Source organism: Actinomadura barringtoniae, from assembly GCF_017573505.1.
Taxonomy (GTDB): Bacteria; Actinomycetota; Actinomycetes; order Streptosporangiales; family Streptosporangiaceae; genus Spirillospora; species Spirillospora barringtoniae.
Genome location: NZ_JAGEOJ010000010.1, coordinates 239083 through 262660, shown reverse-complemented (window position 1 = coordinate 262660; position 23578 = coordinate 239083). Strand labels below are relative to the sequence as shown.

The following is a 23578-nucleotide window of genomic DNA, read 5'->3' as shown; positions in this document are numbered from 1 at the left end:
CCCTAGGCCTCAGGCGCCGACGAGCGCGCCGAGAGTGTCGAGCTGGTCCTCGGCACCGCCGAGCAGGTGCCCGGAGTGCTTGGCCCAGGCGAAGTACCGGTGCAGCGGGTAGGTCACGTCGAGCCCGATGCCGCCGTGCAGGTGCTGGCAGGTGTAGAGCGCCTTCACGACCGGGTCGGCTGCGTTGTAGGAGGCGATGGCGAGCACCTCGTCCACGTCCTCACCGCCGACCTCCAGGCGGTAGGCGGCGGCCCAGACGGCCACGTCGAGCGCGCGCTTGGCGATGTAGACGTCGCCGATCTGCATCGTCACGGCCTGGAACTGCGCCAGGGCCCGCTCGAACTGCTCGCGCGTCTTGACGTACTCGGTGGTGAGGTTGAGCGCGCCCTCGATCGCGCCGGACGACAGCGCGACCGCGCCCGCCACGGCGGAACGGCGCAGGGTCGTCCAGGCGGCGCCGTCCGCCGTGCCGCCGAGCAGCGCGTCCGCGCCGACGTGGACGCCGCTCAGCTCGACGCGCGACAGCGGCTCGGTGGTCGCGGACGGGTGGTCCGTGATCGTGACCGCGCCCGGCTCGACCAGGAAGACCCCGATCCCTTCGCCCTCTCCCTCGACCTGAGCCGGGATGAGGATCTGGGAGGCCTCCTTGGCGTACGGCACGAAGGTCTTCACGCCGTCGAGCACGTAGCCGTCGCCGTCGCGGCGGGCCGTGGTCGCGACCGACCCGGCCGGGCCGATCTCGCGGTACGCGCCCGTCAGGATCGTCCCGCCCTCGGCGAGCTGGGCCAGCACCGCCTTCTGCGCATCGGTCCCGTGCTGCGCGATCGGCACGGCGGCCAGGGAGAACGAGGCGTAGAACGGCACCGGCGCGACCTTGGCACCGATCTCGCGCAGGAGCACCGTGAGCTCGACCGGCCCGAGGCCCGCGCCGCCCTGGTCCTCGGGCACGCAGACGCCGAGCAGCCCGGCCTGGCCGAACGCCTTCCAGATCCCGGCCTCATAGGCGGCGCCGCTCTTCTCGTGCGCCTCCAGCCGTTCCTGGGTCGCCTCGCGCGCCAGCAGGTCGGCGGCGAGCCCGCGCAGCTCTTGCTGGGCCTCGTCGAGGTTGAAGTCCACTCACTTGCTCCCTTCGAGCAGATGCAGGCGGCCGCGCTTGTCGAACTCGGTCCGGAGCCGGGCCACGTCTTGCGGGGTCATCCGGCGATAGGCGAGGTCCCGTCCGGGCCGCCACCACACCGGGTCGTCGGTCTGCCAGCCGTCACGGACGAGCCGGCGCTTCAAGATCTTGTTGGAGGCGGTGGCGGGAAGCTCCCTGGCCACGCGGATGTAGCGGGGCGGCCACTTCGGGCCGAGGTCCTTGCGTCCGCGCAGGTAGTCGGCGAACGCGTCGGGATCGAAGTCGTCGGCCGCCAGGGCCAGCATCACCTGGTCGCCCGCCGCCTCGTCCGGCACCCCGTACACCGCCAGCTGCCGTACGCCGGGAAGCTCGGCGAGGGCACGTTCCACTTGCGCGGCGCCGAAGTTCTCGCCGTCCACGCGCAGGCGGTCAGCCGTTCGCCCGGCGAAGAAGACGTAGCCCTCAGCGTCCACGTAGGCGTGGTCGCCGCTCCAGAACATGCCGTCCCGCAGCCGGTCGGGCGCGTCCTCGTTGTAATACCCGTCGAAGAGCCCGAGACCTTGGGTGTTGACCAGCTCGCCGATCGCCTCTTCGCCGTTCAGCAGCCGCCCGGCGTCGTCGAAGCGCCCCGGCGGGCACTCGCTGCCCGTCTCGGGGTCGAGCACTTTGATGCCCGGCGTCAGCTTGCCGAGCGCGCCCTGCGGGCCGAACGGGTCGGGCGAGAGGGCGATCGCGGTCTCGGTCGAGCCGTAGCCGTCGATCACGAAGCAGCCGAAGCGTTCGCCGAACGCCTTCTGCTCCAGCGGCGCCGCCTCGTTGCCGAACGCGAACTTCAGCGGGTTGTCGGCGTCGTCGTCCTGAGCGGGGGTCGCCAGGACGTACGAGAGCGCCTTGCCGACGTAGTGCAGGTAGGTGCAGCCGTGCTCGCGCACGTCCGGCAGCATCCCGGAGGCCGAGAAGCGACCGCGCAGCACGAGCTCGGCCCCGGCGGCGAGCGCGGGCGCGTACGCCGCCATGATCGCGCCGGAGTGGAACAGCGGCATCGGGCAGTAGACGACCGCCTCGGGGCTCAGCATCCGCTCCGCGAGGTTCTCGCCCGGAATCGTCACCTTCCGGTGCGTGACCTGTACCGCCCGGGGACGCCCTGACGTCCCGGACGTGAAGATCAGCATCAGCAGGGTCTGCTCGGTGATGCCGCCGTCATCGGGCGGCTCCGCGCCCTCGTGCGGGGCGAGAAGGGCCTCGTAGTCCGGGGTCTCGATGTCGTGGACCGGCGGGCCGCCGATCGCCGCGGCCAGCCCGGCGTGCCTCGGCTGGGTGACGATCAGGTCGCAGTCGGCCCGTTCGGCGTCCCCGGCCAGCTCGTCCGCCGAACGGGTGTGGTTGAGCGCCACCACGACCGCGCCCGACAATGCCGCGCCGCCCAGGAGGAACACCAGCTCAGGGGTGTTGTCCAGGAGCACGCCGACATGGACCGGGCGGTCGGGGCGGCGCGCGGCGTTCATCCAGGCCGCGCGGGCGGCGCACTGGCGCACCACCTCGCGCCAGGTCCACGTCCGGCCGTCGTCGGCGCTCCGCAGTCCGGGCCGATCGTCGCCGGCCCGCGCCCTCAGCAACGCTGCCACCGTCATGGCCGAAAAACTAGAACAGATTCTAGTCTCTGTCCAGAGGCGTGATCACCATGGGGCTTGGCGGGATTCGCCACGCATGTCAGGGTTTGCTGACGGGACAGGACGTGTAACGGCGGGCCCGGCGCGCGGCGATTCAGATAACACGTTCTTGTGGGCCCTGTACCCTAGGGCCGGGGACCGAACGTAAGGGAGAGGCGACGACCGTGACCGCAGAGCCGACGGCCACCACCTCGGAGCAGGGTGGGGTGCGCTCGCGAAGCCAGCTCCAGCGCCGCAAGAGCATAGTGAAGGCGGCCGCCGCCCTCGCCTCCCGGGGCGGCGTCGAGGCCATGCAGATGCGCACCGTGGCCGAACGTGCCGGGGTCGCGCTCGGCACCCTCTATCGCTACTTCCCGTCCAAGATGGACCTGGTCGTCGCCGTGGTCAGCGAGGAGATCGACCTCCTCGAGGGCAGCATGGAACGCCGCCCGCCCCGCGCCAGCGACCCGCCCCAGCGCGCCGTCGAGGTCCTCATGCGCGCCACCCGCGGCCTCATGCGCGAGCCCGAACTGGCCGAGGCGCTGATCCGTTCGCTGCTGCTGTCGGACGTCAAGACCGACTTCGGCGACCGCATGTCGCGCCTCCTGCTGCGCGCGGCCGCCCCACCCGACGCCGACGTCCCCGAGGACGACCCGCGCCGCGTCCTGGTCCGCTCGCTCTCCAGCGTCTGGACCATGGAGATGATCGAGATGCTCCGCGGCCACGCGACGGCCGACGAGATCCAGGCCAAGCTGGAGATCGCCGCCGCCCGCCTCCTCGAGGACTTCTGAGCCCGACCGCACAGAACGCGCCGAAGCCATGGGGCTCCGGCGCGTTCGGCGTCGTGGTCAGGGCCGCTGCCCCGGCTTGTCGACGACCCCTGAGGCGGTGCGGACCGCCAGAAGCTGGATCGTGCCCTTCTTCACCTGCCACGTGCCGTCGGTGCCCGTGGAGGTGTGGTCCTTGATCGCGATGGATCGTTCGCCCAGGTAGGCATAGGTCTTGGCGTCCAGCAGCAGTTCCTCGCGAAGCCAGCCCTCAGTGGTCCGGCCGACCGCGATGGCGGGACGCCCCGCCGCGTCGATCTTGCCCCGGACCAGCTGGACCCCGGGCAGCTTGGCCAGCGCCCGGAACAGGACGGCCTGGGTCGGGCTGGACGGCAACGCCGACCGCAGCAGGAAGTTGAAGTGGCCGTAGACCTCGCCCCGAACGACCTCGTCATTCGGGTGATCGCCGCCCGGGACCTCGCTGAAGATCCTCTTGAGCAGCGCGTCCGGGTCGGTGATCCCGGGCGGGACCTCGCTCCGGTAGGGACCGACACGCAGCTTGCCCGGCTCCTCCACCGTGGCGACCTGCGTGCCGTCCGCCCGCCACCAGGTGCGCTCGATCTGGGTCGTGAGCGGCATCTTCGGCGTCTCGACGCGGGCCTTGTGCGCACCGACCGGATACCGGTTGGTGACCTCGGCGTAGAACCACTGGCCGGGCCGTGGCGCCGCGGCGCGCTCGGCCGCCAGGGCCGCGCGGTCGAGGGCCTGCTGGGCGTTCGCGACCGGCCCGGCGGGGATGCCCGGGATCACCGGGCGCGGGCGGCCGTGCCCGTCGGCGCCGCCCCCGGTCTGCACGACGGTCACGGCGGCGGCGATCGCGGCGGCCAGGGCGCCGACCGCGACGAGCCGCACACCCATGCGCGGCATCTTCGGGAAGCGGCGGGCGGCCTTTCCCTGTTGCGGCGCCGATGCCCTCTCCAGCAGGGCGGCGCGGGCGGCCGAACGGGCGGCCGAACGGGCGGCGGAACGGGCGTCGTCGCCGGGCGTCGAGGGCGGGGTGGCCCAGGCGTCGCGCAGCATGTCCAGGTCGTTCATCGGTCGAGGTCCTCTCCGAGCGTCGTGGGGTCGGTGTCGCCCAGCGCGGCGCGTAGTTTCCTTCGAGCCCGGTGCAGCCGCGACCGTGCCGTCCCCGCCGGGATGCCGAGCGCCTCGCTCGCCTCCTGGAGGGTGAGGTCGGCCCAGGCGACCAGCAGCAGCACGTCCCGATCCCGGTCGGCGATCTCCGCCAGCGCGGCCGCGAGCGGGCCGCGGCGGGACTGCGCGTCCAGCCGTACCGCGACCAGATCCGCGTGTCCCTCGGCCACGTCGTGGACACCGGTGCGCGCCAGCGCGCGGTACTCGCGGACCTCGGCCCGGCGGTGCCGGGCGATGAGGTTGGAGGCGATGCCGTACAGCCAGGGACGCGCGTCCGGGCGCCCGACGTCGTACCTCTCGCGCCGGTCGAACGCGATGAGGAACGTCTCGGCGGCGACGTCGTCCGCCAGCCCCCCGCCCAGCCGGCGCGCGGCATAGCCGTGGATCGGGTCGTAATAGCGGTCGAACAGTGCGGCGAAGCTCTCGGGCTCATGCCAGGAACGCCTAATGATCGCGGCGTCGTCCTCCATCGGGAGCGCCCGGGTCATCGCGGCCATGTCCGGCTCCTCGGCGTCATCGTGTGCCTTCCGCAGCGTGGGTGGTCACCTCTCCTTCGCCGATCTCAAGCCGAGTGTTCGACCTCAACGCAATCAACAGTGAAAAACAGTCAGTCGGCGATGGATTGTCGCAGGTCAGGATGGGCCGTACATTCCCGGACCAAGGGCGCCCCCACTCTCCAACCCCCCTCTGTTCAGGAGAGCCCTCATGTCCCGAAGGCACACGATGCTGGGATCGGCGACGGCCTGCTGCCTGGTGGCGGCCCTCGTCTCCCCTGTGGCGGCGAACGCGACCGTGGCGGCGAACGCGGCGACCCCGCGTTCGCCACAGGCGTCCGTCACCCGGCCGTCACCCGGTCAGGCCACCGCGATCCAGAAGAAGCTGCGGCTCAGTCTCGGCAGATCGTTCGCCGGCGCCTGGGTCTCCCCCACGGGAACCGTCACCGTCGCGACGACCGACGCCGCCTCCGCCGCCACGATCCGCCGCTCAGGCGCCGTGCCCAAGCAGGTCGCGCGCAGCGAAGCCTCCCTGGCCGCCACCCAGGCGAAGCTCAACCACACCAAGGCCGCCACGTCGGTCACCTCATGGTTCGTGGACGCGACCACCAACAAGGTCGTCGTCCAGGCCCGTTCCGTCGCCGCCGCGCGGCACTTCGTCAAGGCCAGCGGCGCCGACGCCTCCGCCGTCACGATCGTCCGGTCCACCCGCCGCCCCCGCCCGCTGTACGACATCGTCGGCGGCGAGCGCTACTGGACGTCGCAGTACGGCTGCTCGGTCGCGTTCTCCGTCACCGGCGGGTTCGTGACCGCTGGCCACTGCGGAAACACCGGCGAGCAGACCTCCGGCTCCAACCAGGTGTCGCAGGGCACGTTCGGCGGCAGTTCGTTCCCCACCAACGACTACGCGTGGGTGAACACCAACTCCAGCTGGACGCCCACCCCCAAGGTCAACAAGTGGAACGGCACGTACGAAACCGTCCACGGCGCCACCCCGGCCGCCGTCGGCGCGCGCGTCTGCCGCTCCGGCAGTACGACCAACTCCCGCCTGTGGTGCGGCACCATCCAGGAGCTGAACGCCACGGTCAACTACGAGGAGGGCGCGGTCTACGGCCTGATCCGCACCAACATCTGCGCCGACCCGGGCGACTCCGGCGGCGCGCTGATCACCGAGACCGGCGGCCAGGCCCAGGGCATCACCTCCGGCGGCTCCGGCTCGTGCAACGACGGCCAGGGCAGCGGCGACGAGACGTTCTTCCAGCCGGTCACCGAGGTCCTGCAGATCCTGTCCGGTCAGGGCCGCCAGCTGGTCACCGATGACGGCGGCCCGGGCCCCGGCCCCGGCTCCTGTTCCGACTACCAGACCAAGGTCACCGCGAACATCACCAGCGGCTCGAACCAGTACCAGCCGAACGGCAACTACACCACCACCGTCACCGGCACCCACGCCGCCTGCCTGGACGGCCCCGACGGCGTCGACTTCGACCTCTACCTGCAAAAGAGAAGCAGCTCAGGCACCTGGACGACCGTCGCCACCTCCAACAGTCCGAACCCCGACGAGAGCATCAGCTACAACGGCACCGCGGGCACCTACCGCTACCGCGTGCACGCCTACGACGGCTCCGGAAACTACACCCTCGGCTTCAACAAGCCGTAAGACCAGGATCCCCGGTCGCCACACTCCTCGGGCGGCCGGGGATCCCCACCCCGTAAGGGCTCTGCGCACTAATCTGGACACCCCACCACCAGAGAGGCGCGCCAGTGACCGACCAGGAGCCGATCCTCAGCGACGGCGTCATCATCGAGTTCATCGATGGCAAGGACGTCCCCGTCGAGCACAAGGACTTCGGCGAGCGCGCCGTCGTCATGCGCGACGCGAAGAACCCCGAGGGCCCGATCCTCTACTTCACCGAAGCCGAGTGGGACGCCTTCATCGCGGGGGTCAAGGACGGCGAGTTCGACGACCTCCTGGAAGAAGAGCCCCAGCAGTAAGAGCGTCCTTGCCCCGCGATCGCGCCGGCGGGCGCGATCGCGGGGCCAGGCCGGCTAGAGAACGGACCCGTCGCGATAACGGACGCGGTCCAGGCGGACCTCGCCGTGCCACGTTCCGGGGACCGGCTCGGTGGCGATGAGCTCGGGCCGATCCACCACCACGCACACGTTCTCGCCCGGCCACCACCAGCCGCAGGAGCGTGCCAGCGCCGCCCAGTGGCCGAGATGGTCGAGGTCTTCGTCCCTGTACGAGGCGAGCCCCAGCCGGTGCAGGGCGTCGTAGTACCCGATCCACGGCGCGTCCTGCTGCCCGTACCAGCACACCGGCACCGTTGTGGCCGCCAGCGCCTCGCGAACGGGCACCCGGAACCCGTGCGCGAGACTCCGATACAGGGCGCCGTGCACACCCTGATGCAGCACGACACCCAGTGGAACGCCGATGTCGAACGCCTTCAGCGGCGGCAACTCGGGCCAGTGCTCCTGCTTCTTGCCCTTCTTCCGTGCGGGCGCCAGTTCCGGATCGAGATGCGTGACGCCCGCACTGAGATTGCCGCGCAGCTGAGAAGCGACCATGGCCACGTCACTGGCCACCGGCGGCGCCTCTTTCTTGGGACCTTCCCGAATCCACGCGTACAGGGAATCGAGGGTCGGCAGCCCGCCGACGAGCGGTAGCGCCTGAACGGGAGATTCGACCCAGGTGAACCCGGGCTTCGGCCGGGACGCCCGCGCGTAGATCGCGCTCAGGTTGGCTTCCGCGGTACGCCTGTCGGCCGGACGAGTGGACAGGCCGTGGTCGAGCCACTCCTGCCGGATCTTGAGAGCTTCCTGCCACAGGCCGCGAACGTCGGCCACAGGATCGGCGGCGTGCGTGCGCCGCGCCGGCGCGATCAACGCGCGAGGGCGGATCCGCCCTTTCCGTTGGAGATCATCCTCCGATGATGACCGCCCATCACTCCCGACGCAACCGGAATTTTCTTGCCAGCAATCACTGGAAAGATCACCTAACCTGCCCCATAGTGGGCGTTCATGAGCCGTCGTTCGTGCACGCGCGCCGCCGCCGTGGCCGCCCTCGCCATCGCCGTCACCGCCCAGCCCGCCCAGGCGGCGGCCCCGGGCGACCTGCACTCCGCACCCCTCCCCTTCCTCTGGTCACGTTCCGAACTGCTGGACGTCGCCGCCGACGGCTCCTCCGCCTGGGTAGCCGGCTATCAAGGGGCCTACTGCGTTCCCTGGGTCGACCACTGCGGCCTCTACAGCTCGGGCAACCCGGTAGTCCGCCGCTGGACCGGTTCGGCCTGGAAGGAGTACCCCCTCCAGGGCTGGAGCGGCCAAGGCCAGATCGGCGCCGTGGTCACGGCACCCGGCGAGACCTGGATCGCCGGCGGCACGATCGGCGACTCCGACTACTACGACTACCTGGCCCGCTTCGACGGCACCGCGTTCCAGAAGATCGAGAAGCCCTCGGCCAACACCCTCGACATGCTCAGCACCGGCCCCGCCGGAACCTGGGTCGCCCAGATCCCACCGGTCGGCTCCAGCGACCCCCAGCTGTTCCGCCGCACCGGCTCCACCTGGACCCCGGCCGCACTCCCCGCCGACCTGCGCGTGAACGACGTCCAGGCCCGTACCGCCACCGACGTCTGGACCGTCGGCTGGAACTCGACCAGCACCGGCGGCAAGACCCTCGCCGCCGCCCACTTCGACGGAACGACCTGGACCCGAGTCGCAACCCCGGCCACCGACGACGAGTTCGTCAAGGTCCTCCCCGTGGCCGCGAATGACGTCTACGCGCTCACCTGGAACAACCTCGCCCACTGGAACGGCACCACCTGGACGCTGACCCCGCTCCCCCAATCCGTAGACCGCGGCGCCGACCTGGTCCGCGACGCCTCCGGCGACCTCTGGATCAGCAAGGGCCACTACCCCGTGGTGGGCAACCTGCTCCGCTACAGCAACAACACCTGGCACGACATATCCGTCCCCGGAACCCTCATCACCGACGTGGTGGTCGCCCCCGGCACGTCCACCATCTGGGGCGTAGGCCGCAAGGACGACAACGCAGCAGCCGTCACCAACTCCTAGGCCGATGAATCCACCCGTCGCTGCTCCAACCCACGCAAAGAGGCCCCCGGCAACGAACGTCCTCCGACACGCACAGCCCGCGCCGGGCCAGCACCCGAAGGATCGCCCTGGCTTCGCCTTCGACCATGCCTTCTGCTCGCCCCTTGGCCAGAGCCTCGGTGCGATGGCGCTTGGCGAAGTCGCTCGTGAACTCGATGCCGCCGTGGGCCATGAGTGCCTCCAGGATGTGCCGTGGCCGCGCGGGAGGACTTTGAGCACCATCTCAGCGTATTCAAGAGCATGCTCTTGACCTGCGTTGTCGAGGGTCGCCAGGGCCGCGTGAACGACCTCCAGCGCGCCCGGATCGCTGTCATCGATCGCGCCTGCAAGCGCGCCCAAGACAGCCGGTTCAGGGCGCAGGGCGGCCTCCGCCGTCGTCGTCACCATTGGCGGACCGTCGGGCCCGATGACCAGCGGGGTGAGCTCGAGTCCGGGGTGGCCGATCTTGATCGGCGTCCGCACCCACTTGGCCGCCACCTTCGTGCGGCAGAGGGTGCACATCGTTGTCGATCATCAAAGCTCAGTGACTCGGAGGGCTGGACACGAATCTTGACGACCACAAAAGGACCTTGGTTCTTACTGGTCCAGGCGTTCTGGCGTGTGTCATAGTCCGTCCGCGCTGACCAGCCGGGAGTCCGCCCGCGCATTGGAGGCGCCCAGTGATCCAGGGGTTTCCTTGCGTAGATTCATCGTGCCCTCCGTTGTGTCGGCGGCCTTGGTGTTTCCGGCTGTGCACGCGCAGGCCGACAGTGTTCAGCGGGTGCGGGTCGCGTTCGTCGGCCTGCACGCCGGGGTCGTCGACTATGACCACGCATGCACGGATGTCACGGGGACGTTGGTCGTCGCTCAGGACGGCGCGACGAGCCCGGTCTCGGGAGTGGTGGTTCATACGGTCGGGCGATCCACGACGACCGGTGCCGATGGGGAAGTCGTACCTGGGGGGCGAGGACTCCCGGCGAGACGACTTCGGGGTCTATGTCGCCCCCGACGGGACCTTCAGCGTGCAGCGGCCCGCTGTTCCCGACCCGAGCTTCGACCTCTCCTACCGGCCGCATGACCAGGAGGTGGGGTTCTTCACCCCGTCCTCGTTGCACCTGGCGCCGCCCAAGGGCACGGTCGAGCGGTTTCGCACGCGCATTTTGGCCACCGAGCAGAAGTGCTGTGTGGACGCCCGGACGAAGACCCGATTCAGCGGCTTTCGTGCTTATCCGCGTAAGAACTTGAAGGTCGGGATGTCCGGGACGCTGCTTCAACGGACCGGTGGCTGGCATGCGCTGGCCCACCAGAAGGTGACGGTCTACTTCCAGGCGAACCACTCGTCGCGCTGGGTCAAGAGGGCTGTTCTCGCGGTCAACGACCGAGGCGCGTTCGCCAAGACCTTCAAGGAGTCGCGCCTTGGGATCTGGCGGGTCGTGTTCGCTACGGCGCCGGGATTCTGGAGCTCTGAGACCACCCACGAAGCCTGAAAAAACGAAGCCCCCGGTCGAGAGTGATATCGGCCGGGGGCTTTCTCGTTGGACGAGTTGGCGGATTCTGCGATGTCTAGCCCAGGGTTACGTCGTCGATTTGGAGGGCGGGGCCGGCGCCGGTGCTCCAGGTGAAGGTCCAGTCGACGTGGGTGGCGTCGGCGGGGGCGGTCAGGGTGTCGGTCGCTTGGGTCCAGGTGGTCTGGCGAGGGAGGGGGATGGGGTCGGTGCGCAGGACCGTGCCGGCGTCGTCGCGCCAGCGGACGTTCCACTTGACGTCCGGCATCGTGGCCAGGGCCTCGCGGTACCAGAGGGACGCCTTGTACTGCTGGCCCGGGATCACGCCTGGGTAGCCGGGGAAGTTGTCCAGGGAGACGCCGCTGCCGGAACCGGCGGTTGTGGTCAGCAGCAGGGAACCCGTGCCGGTGTGCGCGTCGCCGGACTTGTACGTGACGGTGGAGCCGTACCAGGGGGTGTACGGGGAGGCGGAGGCGGACTCGAAGTCGTTCTGGGCGATGGGCGGGGGGACGGGGGCGCCGCCGTCGAAGGTGCTGCCGGCGTCCTGGCCGTACTGGGGGCCGACCCACTCTGCCGGTGAGATGAGGTTGCCCATGTCGGTGGGCACGAACTGCCACGGGCCGGTGTAGGTGTTGTCGTGCCAGGAGTTGTTCGAGGTGTGGACGATCGCCTTCTGGATCACGTCGCCCTTGTACGGGGACCAGTCCGGGTACGTTCCGTAGTTGGACAGCAGGCCCGTGTGCCCGCAGTACTTGGTGGGGCAGCCTCCGTTGACCGCGGCGGGGTCGAACGTGAAGGTGTTGTCGTGGACGTCGAGGTTCTTCGTCCACCATCGGCAGTCGGTTTTCAGGGGTTCGCCGTCGATGTCGCCCGGGGCGCATTTGGCGGTGTTGCGGGGGCCGACGATCATCGTGCAGTCGCCGGTCGTCGAGGCCGGGCTGTTGCAGAAGCGGTCGGCGTTCGCCCAGGCGATGATCCCGCCCCAGTTGTTCTCCAGCAGGTTGCCGGAGACGTCGATCTTGCTGGTCCGCGCGGGTACGCGGGGCTCGCCGTCGGCCTCGGACAGGTAGATCGCGCCTTCGGGGAACGCGTTGCCGGTGGTGGCTCGCGCGGCACCGGCCACCCAGTTGTTGCCGCGCAGGGTGTTGTTCCGGATCATCGCGTTGTAGCTGATCTCGTAGAAGATCCCCATTGAGTCGTTCTTCTCGATGAGGTTGCCTTCGATGAGGAAGTCGTTGTCGTTGGTGTCGGCCCACAGCCCGGGCCCGTGGTTGCCGTGGATCCAGTTGCCGGTTACGTCGGCGCCGTTCACTGCCCAGAACTTCATGCCGCCGGTGCAGCCGCACCCGGGCTTCTGGTGCTCCCAGTCGTCGGTGTTGTTGCCGGTGAACTCGTTGTCCGCCACGACCAGGCCGGTGATCGTGTTGCCTGCCTTGTAGGCGTTCAGGCCGTACTGGCCGTTGTCCTTGAGGCAGTTGGCGCGGATCTTGTTCCCGGCGCCCGCCATCAGCGCCGCGCCCTTGTTGTCCCGGATCGTGTTGTGCTCCACGACCCAGTCGTCACCGGAGTCGTGGTTGACCACGCCCTGGTCCTGCGGTGAGACGAAGCCGGTGATCGTCAGGTACCGGATGGTGACACCGGTCGCGGACTGGGTGAACGCGGAGTTGTTCAGCTTCTTCCCGTCCAGCACGGCGCCGGGCGCGCCGACGAAGGTCGCGCCGTTACCGGGGATGATCTGGCCCAGTGAGTCGGCGGCCAGGGTGTGGGTGCCGGTCTGGAAGTAGTACGTGGTGTTGGGTTTGCGGAAGTCCACGCCGCTGTTGTCGCCCTCCGGGACCACGACCGCGCCGTCGGGCGGCGTGGTCGGGCCGTTCAGCGACGAGCTGCCGCACACCGCCGCGGGTGGCGACGTCGGGGGCGCCGCCGGGGGCGCTGCCGGGGGCGCTGCCGCCGGTGAGGTCACGTCGCCGTTCGCGGGCGTCAACCCGGTCAGCATGCCGAGCGTGGCGAGGGCCGCCACCGCCACCGCTCCGGTTCTCTTCATCCGCGCGCCCCTTGGGGTCCTCGTTTCAGCACGAACTACCGAGAGAGGACTATAAGGCCGAGTTGTGGATCTTGGTCGAAGATCCACAAGAGAGGTCGAAAAACGAAAGACCCCCGGCCGGGGCGATGCGGCCGGGGGGCTTCCTGGTTGGTCGGGCGAAGTCCGTCAGACGAGCTGGCGGATCGCCGTGGGGGCGTGAGCGGGGTCGGTCGCGAGCTCCTCGAACTCCTTGACCTCGCTGATGTCGGCGGTCGGGCTCATCGAGATGTTGGTGATCCGTTCGAGGATCGCCTCGACGACGACGGGGACGCGGTGCTGGGCGGCCAGCTTCTTGGCCTCCTCGAAGGCGGGCAGCAGCTTGTCCGGTTCGGTGACGCGGATGGCCTTGCAGCCGAGGCCCTCGACGACCTTGACGTGGTCGACGCCGTAGACGCCGAGGTCCGGGGAGTTCTGGTTCTCGAACTCCAGGTTGACCTGGAAGTCGATGTCCAGGCCGATCTGCGCCTGGCGGATCAGGCCCAGGTAGGCGTTGTTCACCAGGACGTGGACGTAGGGGATGCGGTGCTGGGCGCCGACCGCCAGTTCCTCGATCATGAACTGGAAGTCGTAGTCGCCCGACAGCGCCACGATCGAGGCGTCCGGGTCGGCCTTGGCGACGCCGAGGGCGGCCGGGATCGTCCAGCCCAGGGGGCCCGCCTGGCCGCAGTTGATCCAGTGGCGGGGCCGGTAGACGTGCAGCATCTGGGCGCCGGCGATCTGGGAGAGCCCGATGGTGGTGACGTAGCGGGTCTCGGGGCCGAACGCGCGGTTCATCTCCTCGTAGACGCGCTGCGGCTTCATCGGCACGTTGTCGAAGTGCGTGCGGCGGAGCAGCGTGCCCTTGCGCTCCAGGTGGGACTCGATCCACGCGGAACGGTCCGGGAGCCTGCCGGCCTCCTTGAGTTCCTTGGCGACCTCGACGAAGAGCTCCAGCGCGGCCTTGGCGTCGGAGACGATGCCGTAGTCCGGGGGGAACATCTTGCCGATCTGGGTGGGCTCGATGTCCACGTGCACGAACGTGCGGCCCTGGGTGTAGACGTCGAGCTTGTAGCCGGTGTGGCGGTTGGCCCAGCGGTTGCCGATGCCGAGGACGAAGTCCGACTCCAGGAACGTCGCGTTGCCGTAGCGGTGGCCGGTCTGCTGGCCGACCATCCCCGCGTTGAGGTCGTGGTCGTCGGGGATGGCGCCCCAGCCCATCAGGGTCGGGACGACCGGGGTTCCGGTCAGCTCGGCGAACTCGACGAGGAGGTCGCTGGCGTCGGCGTTGATGATGCCGCCGCCCGCGACGATCAGCGGACGCTCGGACTCCAGGAGAAAGGAGATCGCCTTCTCGATCTGGGCTCGGGTCGCGGCGGGCTTGTAGACCGGGAGCGGCTCGTAGGTGTCGGGGTCGAACTCGATCTCGGTCTGCTGGACGTCGATCGGCAGGTCGATGAGGACGGGGCCGGGGCGGCCCGAGCGCATCAGGTGGAAGGCCTCCTGGAAGACGCCGGGAACCTGGGCGGCCTCCAGAACGGTCGTGGCCTTCTTGGTCACGGGGGCCGCGATCGAGGCGATGTCGACCGCCTGGAAGTCCTCCTTGTGGAGCTTGGCGGTCGGGGCCTGGCCGGTGATGCACAGGATCGGGATCGAGTCGGCGATCGCGGAGTAGAGACCGGTGATCATGTCGGTGCCGGCCGGGCCCGAGGTGCCGATGCAGACGCCGATGTTGCCTGCGGTCGTACGGGTGTAGCCCTCGGCCATGTGGGAGGCGCCCTCGACGTGGCGGGCGAGGGTGTGGTCGATCCCGCCGGAGGCCTTCAACGCGGCGTAGAACGGGTTGATGGCCGCACCCGGAACGCCGAACGCGTTCGTGACACCCTCGCGCTTGAGGATCTCGACGGCAGCGCGGGCAGCTGTCATTCGAGGCATTTCGAGCTCCTTCTGGGGTCGCTGAATACGCGGCCTGGCGACAGGCCGCCTTGAGAGGTGGGTTGGACTAGCCGGCCAGCTGCTGCCAGCGCGAGGTCAGTTCCTGCTCACCGGCGGCGGTGAGGTCGCCGAGCAGGCGGAGGCGGGCGATGCCGCCGCAGGGGTAGATGTCGACGCGTACGTGGGTCACTTCGCGGTCGCCGGCGAGGCGGAAGCGGTGGCGGCCGTCGGGCTGGACGCGGGTACGGTCCAGCAGGTCGAACCAGGCGTCCTCGTCGTCGAGCGAGGAGGAACGGGCGTCGATGGCGGCCAACGAGACCGCGGCGGGGGCGTTGAACTTGAGGTTGGTGAGGTCGATCTCGGCGAGCTTGACCACGCCGGGGGCGGCCAGCTTGATGATCGCCCACTCGTTGCCGGGGTCGCGGCGGCGGGCGGTCTCCCAGCCCTCGGCCTGGTTGCGGGCGAGGCCGGGGGCGAGCATGTTGTCGGGCCGCGAGTAGAACATGTTGGAGCAGCCGGTGACGCGGGCGCCGTTCTCCAGGGCCGCGAGGTCGACCGTGAGGCCGGTGAGCAGCTCGGGGTCGGCGACGGGCTCGCCGTGCACGCGGATCCGGGCGATGCCGCCGTCGGGGATCATGTTCAGCCGCACGTGGGTGAAGCGGCGCTCGGCGGTGACGTCGAAGGGGTGCTCGGTGTCGCCCTTGATGGGGCTCTTCGGCACGATCTCGACCCACTCGGCGTCCGCGAGCTCGGCGACCGCCGGGTAGCCGGGCAGCGCGCAGGCCTCGACCGAGGCGTACGGGGGGAAGTTGCCCTTGAACCACGCGGTGTCGATGACGACGCCGCGGATCACGCCGGGCAGGCCGAGCCGGACGATCGCCCAGTCGTGGCCGAGCTCGCCGTTCTCGTCGGGGCGGCGCCGCGCGGTCTCCCAGCCGTCGTACTCCTGCCCCTTGGCGCCGAACGTCTCCGGCTGGAACTCCGGCTTCCAGGGGTTGATCAGGTTCTCCTTCTCCTCGAAGGACTCGTCGCTGGCCGCGACGACCGAACCGCCGAGGGTGCGGACGGCCAGGTCGGGGAGGGAGGTGAAGTCAGTCATGTCATTCCTTCAGGGGGTCAGCGGCGGTCGGCGCGGTCGGCGCGGAGGAGCGAGCCACGGGGGGTGTCGTCGACGACCTCGCCGCGCAGCCAGGTGGCCTGGACGACGCCGGTGAGGGAACGGCCCGCGTACGGCGTGACGGGGTGGCGGTGGTGCAGCCGCGCCGGGTCGACGGTGAACGGCTCGTCGGCGGCGAACGCGACCAGGTCGGCGTCGTTCCCGACCGCGATCCGGCCCTTGCCCGCGAGCCGGACCAGGTTCGCCGGACCCTCGGCCATCCAGCGCACGACCGTGTCGAGGCCGTGGCCGCGCGCGCGGGCGGCGCTCCAGATGGCGGGGAGGCCGAGCTGGACGGAGGCGATGCCGCCCCACGCGGAGGCGAAGTCGCCGCGCTTCAGCTCGGGGGTGCAGGGCGAGTGGTCGGTGACGACGCAGGAGATCACGCCGTCCGCCAGCCCCCGCCACAGCTCCTCGCGGTTGCCCGCGTCGCGGATCGGCGGGCAGCACTTGAACGAGGTGGACGGCAGGCCGTCCGGCACCGGAGCGGGCACGTCCTCGGCCGACAGGGTCAGGTAGTGCGGGCAGGTCTCGGCGGTCACCGGGATGCCCCGCGCCTGCGCCTTGGCGAGCGGCTCCAGGCAGTCGGCGGCCGACAGGTGAACGATGTGGGCCCGTACCCCGGTCTGCTCGGCGATGCGGATGACCTGCTCGACCGCGCTGCGCTCGGAGGACGGCGGGCGGGAGGCCAGGAACGCGGGGTAGCCGCCGTCGCCGGGCTCGGCCAGCCCGGCCGGGTCCTCGGCGTGCACGATGATCAGGCCGTCGAACGAGGCGATCTCGCGGAACGCCTCGTGCATCTCCGCCGGGGACAGCGGCGGGAACTCCGGCACGCCGCTGTCGGCGGTGAAGCACTTGAAGCCGAACACCCCGTAGTCGTGGAGCGTGCGCAGCGCCGGAACGTTCCCGGGGATCGCGCCGCCCCAGAAGCCGACGTCGACGAAGACCTGCCCCTCGGCGACGTCCCGCTTGGTGGCGAGCGCCGACGGGAGCGTGACCGGCGGCAGCGAGTTCAGCGGCATGTCGACCAGCGTGGTGACGCCGCCCGCCGCGGCCGCGCGGGTGGCGGACGCGAAGCCCTCCCACTCGGTACGGCCGGGCTCGTTGATGTGGACGTGGGTGTCCACGAGCCCGGGCAGCAGGGCGGTGTCGCCGAGGTTGACCTCGGCGCCCGAGGCCAGGGCCGCGTCGTGGTCCTCGATCGCGGCGATCCTGCCGCCGCGCACCGCCACGGCCGCCGGGCGTTCGCCGTACGGCAGCACGGTGCGGCGCGACCGGATCACCAGGTCGAATGGCTCGCTGGTCAAGCTGCTCCTCCCATCAACGTGGACGCGGACGGGGACCCCGCGGACGGGGACCCCGCGGACGCGGATCCCGCGGGCGCGGGCTCCTTCAGCCAGGTGCGGCCGATCTCCTCGGCCAGCCGTTCGAGCAGCGGCCCGGCCTCGGTCATGCACCGTTCCGGGTCGGACTCGATGTCGGCGATGGCGTAGGCGCTCTGCAGGCGGGCCTTGCGGAGCTGCTCGCCGGTGAGGGTGCGCCGCCCGGCGACCGCGACCGTCGGAACGGTGGCGCGGGCGGCCGCGCGGGCGACCCCGATCGGGGCCTTGCCGCGCAGCGACTGCCGGTCCAGCGATCCCTCGCCGGTGATCACCAGGCGGGCCCCGGCGACCTGCTCGGCGAAGCCCAGCAGGTCGAGCAGGAAGGCGATGCCCGGCCGGACGGAGGCGTCCAGGAAGGTCATCGCGCCGAACCCGACGCCGCCCGCAGCACCGGCGCCGGGGCGCTTGGCGGCGAACGCGCCGAGATCGCGGCGGGCGATGTTCTCCAGCCGGGCCAGGCCGTTCTCCAGCGTCCTGACCTGCGAGGGGCTCGCGCCCTTCTGCGGGCCGAAGATCGCGGCGGCGCCCTCGGGGCCGAGCAGCGGGTTGTCGACGTCGCTGGCGACGATGAAGGTCACGCCGTCCAGGCGCTCGTCGAGCCCGCGGGTGTCAATCGAGGCCAGCGAACGGAGCGCGGCGCCGCCGGGAGGCAGCGGCGCGCCGCTCGAGTCGAGAAAGCGGACGCCGAGGGCCTCGGCCATGCCCGCTCCCCCATCGGTGCAGGCGCTGCCGCCCAGCCCGAGGACGATGCGGGTCGCGCCGCCGCGTACGGCGGCGTCGATCAGCTCGCCGGTGCCGCGACTGGAGGCGATCAAGGGAGCGAATTCCGGCTTCCCGGACTCGCCGCCGGGGAGGCGCCGCAGCCCGGAGGCCTCGGCGAGCTCGATCACCGCCGTCGCGTCACGGACGGCGTAGGAGGCGGTGACCGGCTCGCCGATCGGGCCGGTGACTGAGGTCCGCAGCCGGGCGAAGCCGCAGGCGACCGCGGCGTCCACCGTGCCGTCGCCGCCGTCGGCGACGGGCAGGGCGACCAGCGGCAGGTCCGGGCGGACCCGGCGCAGGCCGGCGGCCACATGCTCGGCGACCTGGACGGCGGTGAGCGAGCCCTTGAACTTGTCCGGGGCGATCACCACCTGCCCCCGGTGCGCATTACTCATGATTGTCACCATTCTCCCCGAATTTACGTTTCGACGGCTCTGCCCAGGGATTCTCTGGACGTTCGACCGACGAATCGCGGCCGGACTAGGCGGCGCTCGTGTTTCCCGACAGCTCCGTACGACCCGACAGGTCCTCGACGATCTTGAGGAGCGCGGAGTGGTCGAGCGAGCCGTAGCCCTTGGCCCGCGCGGCGGCGATGAGCTGGGCGACCATGCCGGTCATCGGCAGCGACACCTCGGCGGAGCGGGCGGCCGCGGTGGCGATGCCCATGTCCTTGTGGTGCAGGTCGATCCGGAAGCCCGGCTGGAACTGGCGGGCCAGCATGGAGTCCCGCTTGATGTCCAGGATCCGGCTGGCGGCCAGGCCGCCCGCGATCACGTCGATGCCGGCCTTGGCATCCACGCCCGCGGCCTCCATCAGCACGATCGCCTCGGCGACCAGGGCGTAGGTGCCGCCGACGATCAGCTGGTTGGCGGCCTTGACGTACTGGCCCGCGCCGCTGCCGCCGACCAGCTCGAAGGTCTTGCCGACGATCTCGAAGATCGGCTTGGCGGCCTCGAAGTCCTCGGCCGCGCCGCCGACCATGATCGACAGCACGCCGTCGACCGCGCCCTTCTCGCCGCCGGAGACCGGAGCGTCCAGCACGCGCAGCCCGTGCGCGCGGCCCGCCTCGGCGACCCTGGCCGACGTCTCCGGCTTGATCGTGGAGAAGTCGATCAGCAGCACGCCCGGCTTGGCGTAGCGCAGCACCCCGCCGTCGGCCTCGCCGTCGCCCGCACCGAAGATCACGGACTCGACATGCTCGTCCTGCGGCAGCATGGTGATGACGATCTCGGCCTCGCCGACGGCCTCGGCGATGCTCGCCGCGCCCGTGCCGCCCGCCGCGACCAGCTTGTCCACCCCGGCCGGGGCGACGTCGTAGCCGGTGACCTCGTGTCCGGCCTTGACCAGGTGGCCGGCCATCGGGCCGCCCATGATGCCGAGGCCGATGAAAGCGATCCTGCTCATTACTTGAAGCTCTCCATCCAGGTGAAGTCGGTGGCGCCCGCGGGCTTGTACTCGAGGGCCACGCGGCCGGAGTAGCCGGCCGCGTCCAGGGCGCTCAGCAGCGCCGTGAAGTCGATGTCGCCGGTGCCCGGGTGGTCCCGGCCCGGCGCGTCGGCCAGCTGTACGTGGCCGATCTCCGCCGCGTACGCCTGAACGACCTTTCCGAGGTCCTCGCCGTTGCTGGCCAGGTGGAAGCTGTCGAACAGGAACGCGACGTTGTCCACGCCGCCCTCCTTGCGGACCCGTTCCACGACCGCGATCGCGTCGGCGGCGGTCTCCAGCGGGTAGGCGCCGTTCAGGCCCTGGGCGAGCGGCTCGATCAGCACGGTCCCGCCGAAGTCGGCGATCTTGCGGGCGGCGTAGGCGATGTTCTGGGCCGCCACACGGTCCTGCTCGGCTGCCGAGACGCCCTCCACGCGCTGGCCGTACAGGGCGTTGAAGCCCTTCACGCCGGTGCGCTCGGCGATCCGCACGAGCACCGCGACGCTGTCACGGAACTCCAGCGAACGAGCCGGGTCGCTCAGCACGCCCCGCTCCCCCGCCGGCATGTCGCCCGCGTAGAAGTTGAGGCCGGTGAGCTGGACGTTCGCGTCCTCCAGCGCCTGGCAGAACGCGTCCACCTCGCCCTCGGTCGGGACGGCGACGCCCGGCCACGGCCACCAGAACTCGACCTCGCCGAAGCCGGCCGCCTTGGCCGCCGCGGGGCGCTCCAGCAGCGGCAGCTCGCCGAAGAGGATCGAGCAGTTGACCACGTACTCCGACCGCTCGGTCATGCGGCCTCCTTCGTCTTTCGGTATTCGGCCCAGCTGCCATGTTCGGTGATGTCGATCAGCCGGGTGTAGGAGGTGTAGGGGCGGCGCAGGACCATCGCCAGCGACGAGGACCCGTCGGCCAGCTCGATGACGCCGAGCTCCAGCTCCGGCGGCTCGGCCGGCAGCAGCTTGTCCCGGAGAACGTCCATCGGCACGTCGTAGACCTCGCCGTGGACCTCGGTGCCGCCGTGCGCGACCGGGGACAACGCCGGGCAGGAGTCGCCCACCGAGTAGAAGCGGTAGTGCGGCGCCGTCGTGGTCACCGAGACCAGCGGCGAGCCGTCCAGCAGGTGGTGGAGCGGACCGCCACGCATGGCGCCGCCGTTCAGGAAGATCAGTGGCATGGGTCCTCCAGGTCAGTGATCGGCCCGTGGATCCGCCCCAGAGGCGGGGAGGCGCGGTACCGGCAGTTCCGTAGGAGTTTTCGTTCTACGAAATTTGATTGCCGCGTCGTGAAATTCACAGTAAGTCGGGGTCCGGGACCCGTCAAGGAACGCTGTCGGGTCCTACGACGACCCGGCCGCGCGCCGAGCGGGCGGCTGTAGGAATGACTCAGGCCACATCGGCGGACGCTTCGGCGGCGTCGTGGTGGATGGGGCCGTTGGTGGTGCCGAGGGGCACCGCGGAGCCGCCGCGGCGCAGCGCGACGAACTCGGCCGCGATCGACAGCGCGGTCTCCTCGGGCGTACGTGCGCCCAGGTCAAGCCCGATGGGCGAGTGCAGGCGCGCCAGCTCGGCGTCGGCCAGGCCGGCCTCCTTGAGGCGGCGCGTGCGGTCGTCGTGGGTACGCCGCGAGCCCATGGCGCCGACGTACGCGACGGGCAGGCGCAAAGCCACTTCGAGCAGCGGAACGTCGAACTTGGCGTCGTGGGTGAGGACGCAGACGACCGTACGGCCGTCCACCAGCCCCGCCTCGGCCTGTGCGTTCAGATAGCGATGCGGCCAGTCCACGACGACTTCGTCAGCGCCGGGAAAACGGGCCGGGGTGGCGAAGACCGGCCGCGCGTCGCAGACGGTCACGCGGTAGCCGAGGAAGCTCCCGATCTCGGCGACCGAGGCGGCGTGGTCGATCGCGCCGAACACCAGCATGCGCGGCGCCGGGGCGTACGACTGGACGAAGACATCGAGACCCTCACGGCAGCGCACCGACCGGACCCCGGTCCTGCCGCCGTCGAGCATGGCCCTGGCCTCGCCGATGACGACCTGGTCGACGTCGGCGAGGCCGGTGGTGCCGAGGTGACGCTCCGGCCAGACCACCAAGGTGGCCCCGGAGCCGTCCATCAGGTGGGCGAACGCCACCTGCTCGTCGCGTGAGATCGCCGCCGGACCGGCCGCCGGTACGGCCGAGCCGGGCTGGACGAGCACCTCGATGGTGCCGCCGCAGGTCAGCCCGACCGCGAACGCGTCGTCGTCGCTGTAGCCGAAGCTCTCGCGGACGGCCTCGCCGGTCCGCAGGGACTCCTGGCACAGCTCGTACACCGCGCCCTCGACACAGCCGCCGGAGACGCTGCCGACGGCCTCGCCGTCCCGCGACACCGCCATCGCGGCGCCCGGCTGCCTGGGGGCGCTGCCCCCGACGGAGATGACGGTCGCGACGGCGAACGGGACGCCCGCGTCCTGCCAGGCACGGATCCGGTCGGCGATCTCACGCATGGGTACTCCTATTTGATTCCTAGTGCTTCCTCGATCGGATGCAGCGCGAAGTAGGCGACGAACACCACCGACAGCACGTAGTTCAGCCAGTGGATCTCGGCGAACTTGCCCTTGGCGATCTTGAGCAGCGTGAAGGCCAGCACGCCGGCCGCGACGCCGTTGGTGATCGAGTAGGTGAACGGCATGAGGACGATGACCAGGAACGCCGGGATGGCGACCTCCAGGTCCTCCCAGTCGATCTTGCGTGCGTGCGACATCATCAGCGCACCGACGATCACCAGCGCGGGGGCGGCGGCGCCGATCGGGATGACCCCGGCGAGCGGCGTCAGGAAGATCAGCGCGGTGAGCAGGACGCCGGTGAAGACGCTGGCCAGGCCCGTACGGGCGCCCTCGGCGACGCCCGCCGCCGACTCGACGACCGCGGTGTTGGCCGAGCCGTTGATGCCGCCGCCGACGATGGCGCCGAAGCCGTCCACCGTGAGGATCTTGTTCAGGCCGGGGAGCTTGCCCTTCTCGTCGAGCATCCCGGCCTCCTCACCGACGCCGAGGATGGTCCCCATCGCGTCGAAGAAGCCCGACAGCACCAGCGTGAACAGCACGACCGAGGCGGTGACGACGCCGGCCCGTTCGAACCCGCCGAACAGGTCGACCTTGAACATCAGTCCGAAGTCCGGGGTGGCGATGATCTTGTCGGGCACCTTGGGCTCGACCGGGCCCCACAGCTTGGGGTTCACGGTCGCGACCTTGTCGATGACGATCGCCAGCACGGTCGTCGCCACGATGCTGATCAGCATCGCGCCGGGCACCCGGCGGATGAACAGCACCAGCATCAGCACCAGGCCGGCGCAGAAGACGGCCACCGGCCAGCCGGCCAGCTTGCCGAACACGCCCAGCCCGACCGCCGTGGAGGCGGTCTCGTGGTGGCCGACGAAGCCCGCGTCCACCAGGCCGATCAGCGCGATGAACGCGCCGATGCCGACGCCGATGGCCTGTTTGATGGCCAGCGGTATCGCATCCATGATCAACGTTCGGATGCCGGTCAACGCGAAGAGCACGATGATGACGCCCTCGAGCACCACCAGCCCCATGGCCTGCGGCCAGGTCATGTGTGGTGCGGCCTGGAAGACCACGATCGGGGTGACGCCGAGCCCCGCGGCCATCGCCAGCGGGGCGTTGCCGACCACGCCCATGAGGATCGTGGTCAGGCCGGCCGAGAGCGCGACCATCGTGGTCAGCTGGGCCGGGTCGAGCTTGGCACCGGTGACGTCCTTGGCGTCACCGATGATCAGGGGGATGAGGACGACCAGGTAGGCCATCGCCACGAACGTGGTGATGCCGCCGCGCAGCTCGCGCGCCACGGTCGTCCCGCGGCCGCTGAGATCGAAGAAGCGATCCAGGGCCGAGCCCGATCCCGCAGGGGGTGAGGACGGAGACTTCGGAGGTCGTGCTTGTGTCTCGGTCACGGTTCGGTGCCCTCCTTCAGGGCGTGGTCGACCGCCGGACGGCCCCATCAAGGACCGGGACGCCCGTTGTCTGCGTGTCGACCAGTGCGGTTGTG

Annotated in this window: 20 protein-coding genes; 5 read left to right on the top strand and 15 right to left on the bottom strand. The window is 70.5% G+C overall.

Translation table 11 applies throughout. The annotated features are described in order from the left end of the window. Nucleotides 1-9: 9 nt before the first annotated feature. Together J4573_RS25320 and J4573_RS25315 are read right to left on the bottom strand one after the other, a co-directional pair. Nucleotides 10-1116, bottom strand: coding sequence for an acyl-CoA dehydrogenase family protein (locus J4573_RS25320; protein WP_208258319.1), 1107 nt, complete (start codon nucleotides 1114-1116; stop codon nucleotides 10-12). Then, entirely contained in the window at nucleotides 1117-2748 is a 1632-nt protein-coding gene (locus J4573_RS25315) for an AMP-binding protein (RefSeq protein WP_208258318.1), read from the bottom strand. 203 nt (nucleotides 2749-2951) lie between these two features. On the opposite strand from J4573_RS25315, the gene J4573_RS25310 reads away from it, so the two are divergent. Continuing rightward, complete coding sequence (locus tag J4573_RS25310) at nucleotides 2952-3557, top strand: TetR family transcriptional regulator (RefSeq protein ID WP_307796872.1); 606 nt, start codon at nucleotides 2952-2954, stop codon at nucleotides 3555-3557. Between the two features lie 57 nt (nucleotides 3558-3614). On the opposite strand, the gene J4573_RS25305 is transcribed toward J4573_RS25310, so the two are convergent. Further along, nucleotides 3615-4628, bottom strand: coding sequence for a CU044_5270 family protein (locus J4573_RS25305; protein WP_208258317.1), 1014 nt, complete (start codon nucleotides 4626-4628; stop codon nucleotides 3615-3617). Further along, nucleotides 4625-5224, bottom strand: coding sequence for an RNA polymerase sigma factor (locus J4573_RS25300; protein WP_208258316.1), 600 nt, complete (start codon nucleotides 5222-5224; stop codon nucleotides 4625-4627). The genes J4573_RS25305 and J4573_RS25300 overlap by 4 nt, the downstream gene beginning before the upstream one ends. A 208-nt stretch (nucleotides 5225-5432) precedes the next feature. On the opposite strand from J4573_RS25300, the gene J4573_RS25295 reads away from it, so the two are divergent. After that, complete coding sequence (locus tag J4573_RS25295) at nucleotides 5433-6878, top strand: S1 family peptidase (protein WP_208258315.1); 1446 nt, start codon at nucleotides 5433-5435, stop codon at nucleotides 6876-6878. A 104-nt stretch (nucleotides 6879-6982) separates the two neighbouring features. After that, nucleotides 6983-7213, top strand: a complete 231-nt coding sequence (locus J4573_RS25290) for a DUF397 domain-containing protein (protein WP_208258314.1) — start codon at nucleotides 6983-6985, stop codon at nucleotides 7211-7213. Nucleotides 7214-7267: 54 nt separating this feature from the next. Here the strand turns inward: J4573_RS25290 and J4573_RS25285 are convergent, their stop codons facing one another. Further along, nucleotides 7268-8104 (bottom strand): DUF6745 domain-containing protein, encoded by an 837-nt coding sequence (locus tag J4573_RS25285; RefSeq protein WP_208258313.1) that lies wholly within the window; start codon nucleotides 8102-8104, stop codon nucleotides 7268-7270. A gap of 135 nt (nucleotides 8105-8239) precedes the next feature. Between J4573_RS25285 and J4573_RS25280 the strand changes: the two genes are divergently transcribed. Further along, nucleotides 8240-9295, top strand: a complete 1056-nt coding sequence (locus tag J4573_RS25280) for a hypothetical protein (RefSeq protein ID WP_208258312.1) — start codon at nucleotides 8240-8242, stop codon at nucleotides 9293-9295. A gap of 959 nt (nucleotides 9296-10254) precedes the next feature. Beyond that, on the top strand, nucleotides 10255-10800 hold the full coding sequence (locus J4573_RS25275) for a hypothetical protein (protein ID WP_208258311.1): 546 nt from the start codon (nucleotides 10255-10257) through the stop codon (nucleotides 10798-10800). 76 nt (nucleotides 10801-10876) lie between these two features. Here the strand turns inward: J4573_RS25275 and J4573_RS25270 are convergent, their stop codons facing one another. The 10 genes from J4573_RS25270 to J4573_RS25225 all read right to left on the bottom strand — a co-directional run bounded on the left by J4573_RS25270 (nucleotide 10877) and on the right by J4573_RS25225 (nucleotide 23483). Further along, nucleotides 10877-12862 (bottom strand): right-handed parallel beta-helix repeat-containing protein, encoded by a 1986-nt coding sequence (locus tag J4573_RS25270; protein WP_208258310.1) that lies wholly within the window; start codon nucleotides 12860-12862, stop codon nucleotides 10877-10879. Between the two features lie 165 nt (nucleotides 12863-13027). Further along, on the bottom strand, nucleotides 13028-14812 hold the full coding sequence (gene gcl, locus J4573_RS25265) for a glyoxylate carboligase (RefSeq protein ID WP_208258309.1): 1785 nt from the start codon (nucleotides 14810-14812) through the stop codon (nucleotides 13028-13030). Nucleotides 14813-14879: 67 nt separating this feature from the next. Then, nucleotides 14880-15911, bottom strand: coding sequence for an allantoicase (alc, locus tag J4573_RS25260; RefSeq protein ID WP_208258308.1), 1032 nt, complete (start codon nucleotides 15909-15911; stop codon nucleotides 14880-14882). 17 nt (nucleotides 15912-15928) lie between these two features. Next, complete coding sequence (allB, locus tag J4573_RS25255; RefSeq protein WP_208258307.1) at nucleotides 15929-17275, bottom strand: allantoinase AllB; 1347 nt, start codon at nucleotides 17273-17275, stop codon at nucleotides 15929-15931. Then, nucleotides 17272-18507, bottom strand: a complete 1236-nt coding sequence (locus J4573_RS25250) for a glycerate kinase (protein ID WP_208258306.1) — start codon at nucleotides 18505-18507, stop codon at nucleotides 17272-17274. Before J4573_RS25250 ends, allB begins: the two co-directional genes overlap by 4 nt. Nucleotides 18508-18592: 85 nt before the next feature. Beyond that, a complete protein-coding gene (locus tag J4573_RS25245) occupies nucleotides 18593-19516 on the bottom strand; it encodes an NAD(P)-dependent oxidoreductase (RefSeq protein ID WP_208258305.1) in 924 nt (307 codons plus the stop codon). Then, on the bottom strand, nucleotides 19516-20328 hold the full coding sequence (locus J4573_RS25240; RefSeq protein ID WP_208258304.1) for a hydroxypyruvate isomerase family protein: 813 nt from the start codon (nucleotides 20326-20328) through the stop codon (nucleotides 19516-19518). The genes J4573_RS25245 and J4573_RS25240 overlap by 1 nt, the downstream gene beginning before the upstream one ends. Further along, on the bottom strand, nucleotides 20325-20711 hold the full coding sequence (locus J4573_RS25235) for an allophanate hydrolase-related protein (RefSeq protein WP_208258303.1): 387 nt from the start codon (nucleotides 20709-20711) through the stop codon (nucleotides 20325-20327). The genes J4573_RS25240 and J4573_RS25235 overlap by 4 nt, the downstream gene beginning before the upstream one ends. A 208-nt stretch (nucleotides 20712-20919) precedes the next feature. Then, nucleotides 20920-22020 carry an XdhC family protein gene (locus J4573_RS25230; protein WP_208258302.1) on the bottom strand — a complete coding sequence of 367 codons (1101 nt, stop codon included), beginning with the start codon at nucleotides 22018-22020 and terminating at the stop codon, nucleotides 20920-20922. An 8-nt stretch (nucleotides 22021-22028) separates the two neighbouring features. After that, nucleotides 22029-23483, bottom strand: a complete 1455-nt coding sequence (locus tag J4573_RS25225; RefSeq protein WP_307796870.1) for an NCS2 family permease — start codon at nucleotides 23481-23483, stop codon at nucleotides 22029-22031. Nucleotides 23484-23578 lie beyond the last annotated feature (95 nt).